Annotated in this window: 11 protein-coding genes and 2 riboswitches; of the genes, 8 read left to right on the top strand and 3 right to left on the bottom strand. The window is 67.3% G+C overall.

Going from position 1 to position 13260, the window contains the following annotated elements:
- Nucleotides 1-70 precede the first annotated feature (70 nt).
- The 8 genes from FS787_RS13875 to FS787_RS13835 all read left to right on the top strand — a co-directional run bounded on the left by FS787_RS13875 (nucleotide 71) and on the right by FS787_RS13835 (nucleotide 10780).
- Nucleotides 71-766, top strand: coding sequence for a metal-dependent transcriptional regulator (locus FS787_RS13875; protein ID WP_144673140.1), 696 nt, complete (start codon nucleotides 71-73; stop codon nucleotides 764-766).
- A 120-nt stretch (nucleotides 767-886) separates the two neighbouring features.
- A riboswitch (cyclic di-AMP (ydaO/yuaA leader) is annotated at nucleotides 887-1125 on the top strand.
- A gap of 4 nt (nucleotides 1126-1129) precedes the next feature.
- Nucleotides 1130-1951 carry a M23 family metallopeptidase gene (locus FS787_RS13870; RefSeq protein ID WP_144673138.1) on the top strand — a complete coding sequence of 274 codons (822 nt, stop codon included), beginning with the start codon at nucleotides 1130-1132 and terminating at the stop codon, nucleotides 1949-1951.
- A 122-nt stretch (nucleotides 1952-2073) separates the two neighbouring features.
- Nucleotides 2074-2257: riboswitch (cyclic di-AMP (ydaO/yuaA leader) on the top strand.
- A 309-nt stretch (nucleotides 2258-2566) separates the two neighbouring features.
- Nucleotides 2567-3367 (top strand): NlpC/P60 family protein, encoded by an 801-nt coding sequence (locus tag FS787_RS13860; RefSeq protein ID WP_144673136.1) that lies wholly within the window; start codon nucleotides 2567-2569, stop codon nucleotides 3365-3367.
- Between the two features lie 222 nt (nucleotides 3368-3589).
- On the top strand, nucleotides 3590-4090 hold the full coding sequence (locus tag FS787_RS13855) for an HNH endonuclease (protein WP_144673134.1): 501 nt from the start codon (nucleotides 3590-3592) through the stop codon (nucleotides 4088-4090).
- 105 nt (nucleotides 4091-4195) lie between these two features.
- Entirely contained in the window at nucleotides 4196-5176 is a 981-nt protein-coding gene (locus FS787_RS13850) for a DUF6457 domain-containing protein (protein ID WP_144673132.1), read from the top strand.
- Entirely contained in the window at nucleotides 5173-6675 is a 1503-nt protein-coding gene (locus FS787_RS13845; RefSeq protein WP_144673130.1) for a molybdopterin-binding protein, read from the top strand. Before FS787_RS13850 ends, FS787_RS13845 begins: the two co-directional genes overlap by 4 nt.
- 75 nt (nucleotides 6676-6750) lie before the next feature.
- Nucleotides 6751-7623, top strand: a complete 873-nt coding sequence (fdhD, locus tag FS787_RS13840; protein WP_144673128.1) for a formate dehydrogenase accessory sulfurtransferase FdhD — start codon at nucleotides 6751-6753, stop codon at nucleotides 7621-7623.
- 133 nt (nucleotides 7624-7756) lie between these two features.
- Nucleotides 7757-10780, top strand: a complete 3024-nt coding sequence (locus tag FS787_RS13835; protein WP_144673126.1) for a glycoside hydrolase family 38 C-terminal domain-containing protein — start codon at nucleotides 7757-7759, stop codon at nucleotides 10778-10780.
- 265 nt (nucleotides 10781-11045) lie between these two features.
- Here the strand turns inward: FS787_RS13835 and FS787_RS13830 are convergent, their stop codons facing one another.
- From FS787_RS13830 to FS787_RS13820, 3 genes are read right to left on the bottom strand one after another with little or no spacing between them, the layout of a single operon-like run.
- Entirely contained in the window at nucleotides 11046-11780 is a 735-nt protein-coding gene (locus tag FS787_RS13830) for a hypothetical protein (RefSeq protein ID WP_144673124.1), read from the bottom strand.
- Nucleotides 11777-12502 carry a hypothetical protein gene (locus FS787_RS13825; RefSeq protein ID WP_144673122.1) on the bottom strand — a complete coding sequence of 242 codons (726 nt, stop codon included), beginning with the start codon at nucleotides 12500-12502 and terminating at the stop codon, nucleotides 11777-11779. The genes FS787_RS13830 and FS787_RS13825 overlap by 4 nt, the downstream gene beginning before the upstream one ends.
- Nucleotides 12499-13245: a hypothetical protein gene (locus FS787_RS13820; protein WP_144673120.1), complete on the bottom strand. Its 747-nt coding sequence runs from the start codon at nucleotides 13243-13245 to the stop codon at nucleotides 12499-12501. The genes FS787_RS13825 and FS787_RS13820 overlap by 4 nt, the downstream gene beginning before the upstream one ends.
- Between the last annotated feature and the right edge of the window lie 15 nt (nucleotides 13246-13260).

The following is a 13260-nucleotide window of genomic DNA, read 5'->3' as shown; positions in this document are numbered from 1 at the left end:
CCCCGCCGGGGCGCAGGCAACACGCGGTACGGTGGGAATACGCAAGACGGCGCTCGAGGAGCTGAGCTGAATGACGGACCTGATCGATACAACCGAAATGTATCTCCGGACCATTCTGGAACTTGAAGAAGAAAACATCGTCGCCCTCCGCGCCCGCATCGCCGAACGGCTGCGCCACTCGGGTCCCACTGTTTCCCAGACCGTCGGCCGTATGGAGCGCGACGGCCTGGTGGTTGTTTCCGGTGACCGGCACCTTGAACTGACGGAAACCGGCCGTAAACGTGCCATTGAAGTCATGCGCAAGCACCGGCTCGCCGAGCGGTTGCTGGCGGACGTCATCGGCCTGGACTGGGCCTATGTGCATGAGGAAGCCTGCCGCTGGGAACACGTGATGAGCGAGCGGGTGGAACGTCGGATCTTCGAACTGCTCAATCACCCCACCGTGTCACCCTACGGCAACCCGATTCCGGGCCTTGCGGAACTGGGCGGCCTGCCTTCCCGGCCTTATGCGGACGGCGTGGTGAACCTGCTCGAAGCCATGGCCGGCTACGGCCCGGAGTCGCGGGTCAGGGTCAACCGGCTTGCCGAGCCCATTCAGGTGGAGCCCGAACTGCTGGTCCAGCTCGATGAAGGCGGCATCCGTCCCGGCGCTTTGGTGTCGCTGGAACGGGTGGGGGAGTACATCTCAGTCCGGGTGCCGGATATCGAAGGCGCCCTGGAGCTCCCGCCCGAGGTTGCGGCCCACGTCTTTGTTACGGTCGGTTAATCCGCCCTAAGCGGGCTGCTCGTCGGACGTCCCACGAGTTGTGCACAGTCCGATAACGGATTTATCTCTGGATGGCTTAATCGCCTATAGTTAAACACTAGTACCGATACCAAAGCGTTATCTGATCCGAAGCCGAGCTCTGCCAGCGGATCAGTAGCAGCGTCACCTCCTGGCAGGGGCGGGGGAACCACTTCCGGCTGTTATGCAGCCTTGGGGTGAAGTCCGTCAGCGGCAAGCACACACCACGAGGGACCTCTTTGGATGCCCCTGTGTCTGGATGCTTGCTACGGCGGACCGGGTCTTTGATCTCTCTGACCCGAATCCGACAGCTAACTTCGCAGGCTCTCCAGAGAGGAACCGTTCTTGACCACCCAGACCGCCAGGGGCCGCCGCCGTGCGACCGGTCCCGCTCCGGAGCCGCGTCCGGCCGTCGCCGTTATGGCAGACCGCCCGCGTGACGCGCACCGTGACGAACGCAGAGGCCGCCGCAGCCCGTTCCGCCAGGTGACAGACTTTGCCGCCGCCAGTGGCGTGGGGCAAAAGGCCGGCATCGCCTTGGCCTCCGCGGGCCTGGTCCTCACCGTGACCGTCCCCGCCACGGGTCCCGTCATGGCCACAGACACCGGAACCCCTTCCGGACCCGTCCCGGCAGCAGTGCAGCCGGACGTCACGGCCTCCGAAGCAAAAATCGACTTCAACCGAACGGCCGTCACCACCAAGGGTGACCCGGACGGAAAGCTCAAGCAGTTGCTGAGCGCCCAGTCCGTGGATTCGATCAGCCGGGCCGCCTCCGCAGGCAGCCTGGGCGCACCGCTGGCGCAGCTGAAAACCGCCTCGCCGTTCGGGTACCGCGTCAGCCCCATCACCGGCGGCTCCGGCGAATTCCACCGCGGCCAGGACTACTCCGCCCAGTGCGGCACCGGCGTCCTTGCAGCGGCCAGCGGTACCGTGACCTTCACCGGCTGGCACCCCTACGGTGGCGGCAACCGCGTGGTGATCGACCACGGCAACGGCCTGGAGACCACGTACAACCACTTGTCTTCAGCCAGCGTGAGCGTGGGCCAGCAGGTCTCCCGCGGCGATGTCGTCGCCATGAGCGGCACCACCGGCGCCTCCACGGGCTGTCACCTCCACTTCGAGGTCATGGTCAACGGCGAAGTCGTTGACCCCACCGGCTGGCTCTAACAAAGCTGATCGGACGCTCTCGCATTCTTGTGACACGCCGTGATCTGAATGTGACATTGAGCCCCATCTGCTGTACGTTTGTCCTACGCCAACTTTTCCGAAGTTGGCGCTCTTGAGTGGATTGCCTAGCTCTGCCACCGCTCAAGGTCCGTTCGCATTACATCGTCTGGCAGGGGCGGGGGAACCAATTTTGGTCTTCGCAAGAAGACCTAGGGGTTAAGTCGCAAAGCTTCCCAGGAAGCAGCGCGGCCGGGTGACTCCCATCCGAATCCGACAGCTCACCTCGCAGGCATTGGGAGAGGCTACTTTCGTGTCTTCACGCCACAATGCTGCGCGCCACCGCGCTTGCGCGGCTCTTTCGAGCCCGCTGAAATCCGACTCCCGGGCTGCCCTTGCCGGCGCCCGGAACGGATCTCACACCGCCGTCTCAATCACTACTGAGTCCGGCCCGCAGGCCATGCACCTGCACGCAGTTCCCGCTTTTGGCGCGTCTTCGCAGTACACCCTTCGCTAAGTAACCCATTTCGGGGCGATCCGGCGTACCCCCAAGATGCCGGAGCGTCCTCAGCCCGCGCCTGAAAAGCGCGGACCCAGGATCACGAAAGAGAGAACTTAATGACTACTCGTGCAATCGCACGGCACCGCGCCGAGGTCACCAAGACCAACTCGCTGGCCGTTATTGCCAAGGCTGTCGGCGACAACGCCGGCGGCATGGGCCGCCAGGCCGCAGTTATCGCTGCAGCTTCCGGCCTCGTCCTGACCAGCGGTATCGCAGCCAACGCTGCTGAGGCCAACGTTCAGCGCGAATCCACCTCCGCTTCCACGCTCGAAGTCCAGTCGGCCGCCCCCGCGACCATCTCGGCTGCTTCGACCATCGCGATCTCCTACGAGAAGCCGGCCGTCACCACCACCGCGGCCCCCGTCGTCGAGGCCCCGAAGCCCGTCGTGAAGGTCCAGGAAACCCCCGAAGCTCCCGAAGCCGCCCCCGCGGCCGCTGAAGCCAAGGTTGGCGTCGCCGCGACCTCCAACGGCACCGCCGCAACCGCAACCGCAGCTGTCGCCACCAAGGCGCCGGCTGTCGCCAGCGGCATGGGCGCCACGATCGCCGCTGCTGCCTACGCCCAGATCGGCGTTGGCCAGGACTGCACCGCACTCGCCACGAACGCGCTGGCCGCTGCGGGCATCAACTACCACGGCTGGCCGGCAGGTTACCTGTCCCTCGGCCGCACCGTCAGCGCCGCCGAAGCACAGCCGGGCGACCTGGCGTACTACCAGAATGGTGGCTCGGGCCTGGCCCACATCGCCGTTTACGTCGGCAACGGCATGGCCGTTCACGGCGGCTGGAACGGCGGGACCACCTCCCTCCAGAGCGTGAACGTCGGCTCCGGCCCCGTCTTCATCCGCGTCGGCGGCTAAAGACACCAGCTCTTAGCACCACAAAGGACCCCTGCCGCCCGGCAGGGGTCCTTTGCGTTGCCGCGACATGAACTCCTGCCGACACGGGCGGCGGCCGGCAAAAAAAATTCGGTGAAACGGCACCTTGGTGTTTACTCTTGTTTTGTCGATCCATAGCCCGACCATGCAGAGGGCAGCCGGCCCTCGTGCCCCTGGCGGGTGCGGCCGTGAAGAGGTATGCGGATGCGCACTCTCGTTCTGAATGCTGGATATGAACCGCTGGCGGTTGTGACCTTCCGCCGGGCGCTGGTCCTTGTGCTGACTGGTAAAGCCAGTGTCGTGGCGGAGGGCGACGATCCTGTCGTCGGTCCGCAGGCCGTCCTTGGCCGGCCGTCGGTGATTCTCCTGAATCGCTACATCAGGCCCCGGTACAACACGATCACCGCGGTCAGCCGCCGTGGAGTGCTCCGCCGTGACGGGCACCGCTGCGCCTACTGCGGCAAGGCGGCGCACACCATCGATCATGTCCAGCCCAAATCTAGGGGCGGTGCGGACTCCTGGGAAAACCTCGTCGCAGCCTGCCTGCGGTGCAACAACGCCAAGGGCGACCATACCCCGGGCGAAATGGGGTGGAAGCTCAGCTTCAGCCCCGCGCCGCCCAAGGGCACCACGTGGCAGATCAAGGAGCTGGAGAAGCCGACGCCGGCCTGGGACCCCTTCCTGCTGCCGGAATCTGCCGCCTGAACCTGTCCGGGCCGGGCTCCTCAACACCTGACGTCCGGTGCTGAGGAGCCCGGCGCCTGATGCCCGGTGCCAGATGTTCGATGCAGGCCGCGCTAGGCTGGGCCGGTGGAATTCGATGCTGTCATTCTTTCCGGGGGCCGCTCCTCCCGGCTGGGGGGAGTGCCCAAGTCAGGGTTGGTGCACGACGGCGCCACCCTCCTTGAACGCTCGCTGCAGGCCGCGGCCGGTGCGGCGGCCGTGGCCGTCGTCGGCCCCGATCCGGGGACGCTGCCGGAAGGCGTCCTGAGCTGCCGGGAGGATCCGCCCTTCGCCGGACCGGCCGCGGCGATCGCGGCGGGGCTCGCCGCGCTGGAGCGGCACCGGCGAGGGGACTCCCGTCCCCGGCCTGCGCCTCCGTTCACCCTGGTTCTCGCCTGCGACATGCCCCGGGCGGGCGCCGCCGTCCGGGCGCTGCTGGACGCGGCCGCCGGAGCCCCGCCCGGTGACGGGCTGATGGCTGTATCCACTGACGGCCGCCGGCAGCCGCTCGTGGGCTTATATGGCACAGCCGCGCTACAAAGGAGCGTCGCTGACGCTGAGCAGGGTGGCTCCCTTGAAAATGCCTCGGCGTTCACCCTTCTTGCTAGGCTGGAGTTGCGGGAAGTCAGCGTGCCCGGGGGATCCACGGATGATGTGGATACCTGGGACGATGCCTCCGCCTTGGGGGTGACGGTCCCGCCCGCCAGCCATGACCGCGTCAGCCATGATTCGGGCATCCGGCCCGGGGCTCCCCAGCTGAATTCGACTTTGGAGGCAACGGTGAAAAGCCAGGACGAAACACTCGAAGACTGGTGCCGTGCCCTGCTTCAGGCCCTGGAGCTGGAGGACGTCGACGTGGACGTGAACGAGGTGCTGGCCCTCGCCGGAGTGGCTGCCCACTCGGTGGTCCGTCCGGCAGCTCCTTTGACGACGTTCATCGCCGGCTTTGCGGCAGGCCTGGCGTCAGGGTCCGGCCAAGCCACGGATGCCGTCTCGATGCAGGCCGCCATGGGCGTGGCCCGCAAGCTCGCCAAGGATTACGCAGCCAACGAAGCATCCGGCGCATGACACCTGCACCCCCTCACGGCAGTGCAGCTGCCGCCGGGGACGAGCATGCGTTCGGCACCGCCGCTGCTAGCCGTGCCGAAGCAACTCCGGAGGACCCCGAGGACCGCTCCGCCGACGCTGTCCCGGACGCGGAACCCGGGCCGGCGCACCGGCACGCCGCGCACACCTGGCAAGAAGCACGGCAGCTTGCCTTCGACTGCGCGACTCCCATCCCTGCTGCACCCGTTGCCCTGAAGGATGCCCTGGGGCGGCAGCTCGCGGCCGACGTGGAAGCGGTGCTGGATATGCCGCATTACGCCTCGTCAGCCATGGACGGCTGGGCCGTCAACGGCAGCGGACCCTGGATCCTCGCCGAACCGGGCCAGCGGCTTGCCCCCCACCAGGCGAGCCCGATCGTCACGGGCGGACTGATCCCGCCCGGCGCGAAGGCTGTACTGCGCAGTGAAAGCGGCGAGATCGCCGCCGACGAGGACGGACTCCCGGTCCTGAAACTCGGCGGGGCCGCCAAACCCGGAGAGCCCCGAAACGGCGAACATATCCGAAAAGCAGCCGAGGAAGCAGCCGCCGGCGAGGTCCTGATCAAGCGCGGCACCCTGCTCAACCCCGCGCATCTGGCCCTGGCGGCCCTCGCCGGCCACGACACCCTTCCGGTCCTGGGCAAAGCGCTGGTCCGGCTGGTGTTCACCGGCTCCGAGGTGGTCACCGCCGGGGTCCCGCAGCCGGGCGAGGTGCGCGACACGTTCGGCCCCCAGCTCGCCGGCGTGGTGGATATGCTCGGCGGGATCTGCGCCGGCGAAACGAAAATCGGCGACAGTTACGCCGAATGGCTCGCGGCGCTCGAGGATACGGACCCGGCAGAGGCCTTCAACGAAAGTGACGCCGGGCAGCTTTCCGGGAGCCCGGTGGCAGAACTGCTGCCCGCCGACGTCGTCATCACCACGGGTGGCACCGGCCGGTCCGGGACCGACCACCTGCGGCGTTCCGTGGCCGAACTCGGCGGACGCCTGCTGGTCGACGGCATCGCCATGCGGCCAGGCCACCCCGCCGTGCTGGCTGAACTGCCCGACGGCAGGTTCATCATCGGGCTCCCGGGCAACCCCCTCGCGGCCATGATGGCACTGTCAACCCTCGGCGCTCCGCTCCTCGCGGCGCTGGGACACCGGACGTTGCCGCCCGTCACCGAGGTGCCCTGCGGCTCCACGATCGACCCTGACCCCGGCAGGACCCGCCTGATGCCTTTCCGGCTGGTCTACGGCATGGCGTCTCCCGCGCAACACGCCGGACCGGGCATGATGCGCGGGCTGGCCGCCGCCGACGGTGTGCTGGTGGTCCCGCCGCACGGTGTGCAGCTGGGGGAACCGGTTCCCGCCTTCGCGCTTCCCTGGGGCCCGGCCCTTCCGGAGCCGGTGGCGCCGAAAGACAAGCCTGTCCCCAAACGGGCGGCACGGAAGCCTGCCGGCACCGGCGGCCCCGTCGACTGGAGCGGCCTGCTGGGGTAGCCCCGTTCTTGAACGCGCGCTGGCCACCCGGCCCGGCGCTTGCCATGATGGAAATATGTTGGTTAGGAGTGCCTGATGGGCCGCGTCACGCAGCGCCGCAAGGTGCACAAATATGTCCTGGACGGGTCGCCACAGGCCCTCGAATTCCCGGTCCGCCACCGGGAGGACGTGCTCGCCGTGGAAGAGCCGCTGGAAATCCGGATCGGTAACCTGTCCTTTTCCGTGACCATGCGGACCCCCGGAAACGACTTTGACCTCGTGGCGGGCTTCCTCGTGTCCGAGGGTGTCATCTGGAGTCCCGACCAGCTAGTCTCCCTGCGGTTCTGCGCCGGGGAAGACGAGGACGGCGTCCAGACGTTCAACGTGGTGGAAGCGCAGCTACGGCCCGACGTCGTCCGTCCTGACACCGGGCGGAACGTCTTTACGTCCAGCTCGTGCGGCATCTGCGGCACGGATTCCATCGAGGCCGTGCACAAGTCCTCCCATTTCACCCCGGCGGCGGACCCGTTGACAGTGCCCGTGGCCACCCTCGCGGCGCTGCCGGACCGGTTGCGGGAAGCCCAGGCGGTTTTCGACGTCACGGGCGGCGTCCACGCCGCCGGTCTGTTCCGGATCGCCGAGGACGGCTCGGCCGAACTGCTGTGCCTGCGCGAGGACGTGGGGCGCCACAATGCCGTGGACAAGGTGGTGGGCTGGGCGCTCCGCGAGGGCCTGCTGCCGCTCCGCGGAACCGTGCTCCAGGTTTCCGGGCGGGCGTCGTTCGAACTGGTGCAGAAGGCCGCCCTGGCCGGCATTCCCGTCCTGGCCGCGGTGAGCGCCCCGTCCAGCCTGGCCGTCGAACTTGCCGAGGCGAGCGGGATGACCCTGGCCGGGTTCAGCCGCGGCACGTCACTGAACGTTTATGCGGGCGCCCACCGCGTGCCCGAGCCCGCGCCCGTTACCGGGTGAGGTCCGCGCACAGATCCTTGGCTTGCGGCCACCTTGGCTCACGGCACCTTGGCTTGCGGCCACCGGCAACGTAAGTTATATCCATCGATTGGATGCACTTCAGCGTCATCCACGCAGCGCTAAGAGGATCACATTGCACGACGACCGTCGTCTCACGGAAGTCCGGCTGGACCGCTTTGTTCGCGAACGCCTCGCCCCCGCGGTGTATCCGCGCAGCGTTCCGCTGACACTGAGCAGTTGGGATGTCCCGGATGAGCCGGTCCCTGCCCTGGAGGCCCTCCGGCAGGAGTTCACACCCCAGGAGCACGGAGCGGCCTGGGGCCGGCCGTGGAGCACCAAATGGCTGCGCCTCGAGGGGCAGGTTCCGGACGGCTGGGGCACGGCGGCGGACACCTCGGTGGAGATCATCGTGGACCTGGGCTTCAGCAGCGACCTGCCCGGCTTCCAGTGTGAAGGCATCGCGTGGCGCCCGGACGGAACCATCATCAAGGCGATCTCGCCGCGGAACCAGTACGTTCCGCTGAAGCTCCTGGGCAGCGGGATGGCCGTCGATTTCTACGTCGAGGCGGCCGCCAACCCCGACCTGTCGCAGGGGTGGACCTTCGCGGCCACCCCCTACGGGGACAAAGCGACCTCGGGCGATGAACCGAAGTACCGGCTGGGCAGGATCGCCATCGCCGAACTCCACCAGACGGTCTGGGAGCTTCACCAGGATGTGTGGACCCTCAGCGGCCTGATGCACGAACTGCCGATGGAGCTGCCCCGCCGTCATGAAATCCTCCGCGCCCTCGAACGCATGCTGGACGTTATGGACCCGGAGGATGTCCCGGGCACGGCGGCCGCGGGCCGGGAGGCCCTCGCCGGGGTCCTGGCCAGGCCTGCCTACGCCTCGGCGCACCATCTGACCGCCACGGGCCATGCGCACATCGACTCCGCCTGGCTCTGGCCCGTCCGGGAAACCATCCGCAAATGCGCCCGCACCTTCTCCAACGTGGTGGCGCTGATGGACGAAGACCCCGGATTCGTGTTTTCCTGCTCCTCGGCCCAGCAGCTGGCCTGGATCAAAGAGCTGTATCCGGAGCTTTTCGGGCGGATCCGGGAGAAGGTCAAGACCGGCCAGTTCATCCCCGTTGGCGGCATGTGGGTCGAATCCGACACCAACATGCCGGGCGGCGAGGCCATGGCCCGCCAGTTCCTGGAGGGCAAGAGCTTCTTCCTGGCCGAATTCGGGGTGGAATGCGAGGAGGCATGGCTTCCCGACACCTTCGGGTATTCGGCCGCCATGCCGCAGATTGTCAAAGCCGCCGGCAGCAAGTGGTTCCTGACCCAAAAAATCTCCTGGAACCAGGTCAACCGGATGCCGCACCACACCTTCAACTGGGAGGGAATCGACGGCACCCGGCTCTTCACGCACTTCCCGCCGGTGGACAGCTACAACTCGGAACTTAGCGGGCGGGAACTCGCCCACGCCGAGCGGAACTACCGGGACCACGGCCGGGGCACCACGTCACTGGTCCCGTTTGGATACGGCGACGGCGGCGGGGGCCCCACCCGCGAGATGCTGGCAGCGGCGCGCCGCACCGCGGACCTTGAGGGATCGCCAAGGGTGGAGCTCGGATCGGCCGCCAGCTTCTTCGCCAGGGCCCAGGCCGAATATGAAACACTTCCCGTCTGGGTCGGCGAGTTGTACCTCGAGCTGCACCGCGGCACCTACACAACCCAAGCCAAGACAAAACTGGGCAACCGGCGCAGCGAGCACCTGCTGCGCGAAGCCGAACTGTGGTGCGCCACGGCCGCCGTGCGTGCCGGGTACAGCTATCCGGCCGCGGAACTCAAGCGCCTCTGGCGGTTGGTGCTGCTGCAGCAGTTCCACGACATTCTCCCCGGCAGCTCCATTGCGTGGGTGCATCAGGATGCCGAGCGGAACTACGCCGCCGTCGGGAAGCAGCTGGAGGCGATCATCGCCGACGCCGCCGGGGCACTGCTGGGCTCCGGGGACTCGGACTTCCTGCTCAACGCCGCTCCGCACGGACGCCACGGTGTGGCCGCGCTGGCCGCTGCCGAGCCGGTCCCTGCCGGGGAGCCGGGGCTGGTCACTGACGCGGCCGGCGGCTACATCCTGGACAACGGGGTCATCCGGGCGGTCATCAACGCTGACGGCCTGCTCGTGTCCCTAGCGGACCACGCGAGCGGGCGCGACGCGATCGCGCCCGGGCAGTTCGGGAACCTGCTGGAGTTGCACCGGGACACGCCCAACGAATGGGATGCCTGGGATATCGACGCGTTCTACCGCCGCAACGTTGTTGAGTTGACCGGCGTCCGCTCCCTGTCGGTGGAACACCCGGGCCGGGACGCCGTCGTCGTGGTGGAACGCCTGGCCGGCACCTCGGCGGTGACGCAGCGGATCTCGCTGGGACCGGGAGCGGAGTCGTTGACGATCACCACGGCCGTGGACTGGCAGGAACGCGAAAAGCTGCTGAAGCTGGGGTTCGCCCTCGATGTCCGCGCGGACCGCTCGGCCGCGGAGACCCAGTTCGGCCACGTCTTCCGCCCGACGCACCTCAACACCTCCTGGGAGGCCGCGAAGTTCGAGATCTGCGCCCACCGGTGGATCCACGTCGCCGAGCCCGGCTACGGGGTGGCCATCTCCAACTCGTCGACCTACGGCCACGACGTCACCCGTACCATCCGGGAGGACGACGGCGGGACCACCACCACCGTGCGCCTCTCGCTGCTGCGCGCTCCCAAGTTTCCGGATCCCGGTGCGGACCGCGGCCGGCATGAATTGACCGTCACGATCCGGCCCGGCGCCAGCATCGCCGACGCCGTGCAGGAGGGCTACCGCACGAACCTGGCGCCGCGGGTGGTCAAGGGCGCCCACGGCGCGCTCCCGCTGGTGACCGTCTCCAACCCGGCACTGGTTGTTGAAGCCGTGAAGCTGGCCGAGGATGGCTCGGGCGACGTGATCGTGCGGGTCTACGAATCGCTGGGCGAGCGGTCCGCAGGGGTCGTGGCGGCCAACTTCGACGCCAGCGGCGTCCGCACCGTCGACCTGCTGGAGCGGCCCGCGGCTGCAGCGGGGGTGACGCCGCACGGGGATTCGGCGGAGCTGGCGCTCCGGCCCTTCCAGCTGGTGACGTTGCGGTTTGTGCGCTGAGTGTTGGCCCCGGGCGGCTGGCAGGGAGGGCCGTTAAACAGGCTGAGTGGGAGCGGTCCAGCTGGACCGCTACCACTCATCCCCCCAATGGCGCTTGGGCGGCTGCCTCGGCTCCGCACGGATTGTCCCCGTTCACGAAGCGTATGCCGCTTTCACACATTCATGATTCTCTCACGGTCTAATGATTTTGTGAATGCCAAGTCGCAGTTATTGCTGAATGTTGCCTTAGCGTTACCTGATGTGGTTGCCGCTGGCGACACGATGGCTATCCGGTGGCGTCCGTTTCCATCTCCCGCGTCCGCATAGCCAGTGCCTTAGAAAGCCAGAATGTGGCCAGCCCCACGATGATGCAAAGAATCGCGGTGTAGTTGATGACGAAGCGGAGATAGGCCAACGACGCTGGTATTACCGGGAACAGGAGGCTCAGCGTGATGGCCACGGAGCCGACCGCCAGCAACGCCGCGCCCACCCGCACGAGGCCGGGAAGCCTGCTGCCGACCGTCCGCAGCATGGCCGGCAGGAGGGCCAGCATGACGTATGCGGGATAGAGCCGGCCAGCAGCGCCGTAGTACTCCACAAGCACTGCATTGCGGGCGCTTTTGGCATGGACCTCGACGAGGCCCGCGGACGAACCCGCGGTGTCCATCATCAGGAAGGACACCACCACTGCCACCGATGCCGCCGCCGCGACCGCAATGCCGACGGGGCCCGTGAGGAATCGAAGGGCGTCCTCGGCGCCGAAGCCCCGGGCGATCCTGAGCCCGAGGGCGAAGATGGCGCCAAAAACGATGAACCGCAGAACCACGTTGGCCAGGTTCAGGCCGCCGAGAGCCTGATCGATGGCGACGTAAGGTGCATCGATGCTCAAGAGTATGGCCACAGTGAGGAGCAGGTAGACGGCGAACAAGGACCGGTTCTCGCCCCGGAGGGCACTCGGGACCCGCGCAACCGCAGCAAGGGCGCAGACCGCCAACGTGGTCCACTGCAGGATCGCGATCATGTGAGGCTCCGGCTGGATTCGCGCTTGGCCATCAGGCTGGAGATCCACACCAAGGCGAGTCCGAGCGCAAGACACAGCACCGCAGTGTAGTTGATGATGGCTTTGAGATACCCGGCTACGCGGGGGATCAGAGGGAAGAAGGCCCCCGCGGCCATGGCCGCGAAGGCCACCGTCAGCAGCAGCGCGCCGGCACGGACTCCACGCGGCAGCCGCCGGCTGATGGCCAGATAGGTGGCGGGAAGGATGCACGCAGCGACGAACGCCGGGTACAGGCGGCCCGCCGCCGCATACCACTCGATGAGCACGGCATTCGCCGGGCTTCGCGACGGGAGCATGGCCAGCCCCGTGGCGGACCCTGCAGTGTCGGCCAACAGAAAGAGGACCACGGTCGCGACGCCGACAATTGTCAGAACTGCCCTGCCTGCGGGCCCCGTAATGAACCGAATGCTCTTCGACGCGTCAAAGGCTTTCGCGATCCGGTATCCGGCCAGCAGCACAGTGCAGTACACGACAAAACGTAGAATCAGGTTCGCGTAGTTTTGGGATCCGAGCCATGCATCGATGGCCCGATAGCTCACATCAATGCTGAGCAAGACGGCCACCGTGGCGAGTACGAAGATGCCGAAAATCGACCGGTTCTCACCCCGGAGGGCACTCGGAATCCGCGCGATCGCCACGATGGCGCAGACCGCCAACGTGGTCCACTGCAGGATCGCGATCATCCGAGGTTCTCCCATATTTTTTGTGTCTGTTCGTGTTCGTGCTCCTGGCGGCGCAGGGTCCTGCCAAGGGACTGCAGGCGCTCGCCGGCCAGGGCCGTGAGTTCGCCGTCGGAGAGGGCGTCCAGGGCGGCCTGCTTGGCGGCAGGGGTCCAGCCGGCCTCGGCTTCTGTCAGAAGGCCGGTAGCGACCAGTCCGCCCGTGAAGCCTACGCCTGCCGCCCGGGAGGTCGCGACCGCCAACTCCGGGGAGAGCCTGTTGGCGGTCAACTGTGCTGAATAGTTCTGCGGCGCGACGCCGGTGGCGGCTGATACCCGGTGCCGCAATTCGCCGTCGTCGATCGCGTCCACCCAGTTGCGGACGGACGTGGCGTGCGGGGCGGCGCTGAGCGGGGGAGTCAGGGAGCTGCTGCTGTCTCCGAAACCGCCATACGCCGGGGACGAGCGGGAAATGACCGCGCGGAGCAGGTCCATGGTGGCAATCTGGCTCACGAGTTCGGCAGGAGTGGGCGGCTGCGGCTGCTCCGCAAGGCCCGCAAAGCTGTCAAAGGAGGCGAGGTCGTCCAGGGGGCTGCGTTTCAGGGCGCGGCTGATGCTGACCAGCGTGGATTCCGAGACCTTCCCCCGGACCAGCTGCTGGGCGAGGGTTGTGCGCTTGATCCCGGAAATCCTGCAGATATCGGCCGTGCTGGCCGTCGGAGCAACGCCATGGAGCCAGAGTTGAAACGCCTTGGCGGGTAGTGGCATCTATGGCTTCCTGCG

This window comes from Arthrobacter sp. U41 (assembly GCF_007679325.1).
Taxonomy (GTDB): Bacteria; Actinomycetota; Actinomycetes; order Actinomycetales; family Micrococcaceae; genus Arthrobacter.
This window is presented reverse-complemented; position numbering and strand designations above follow the sequence as displayed.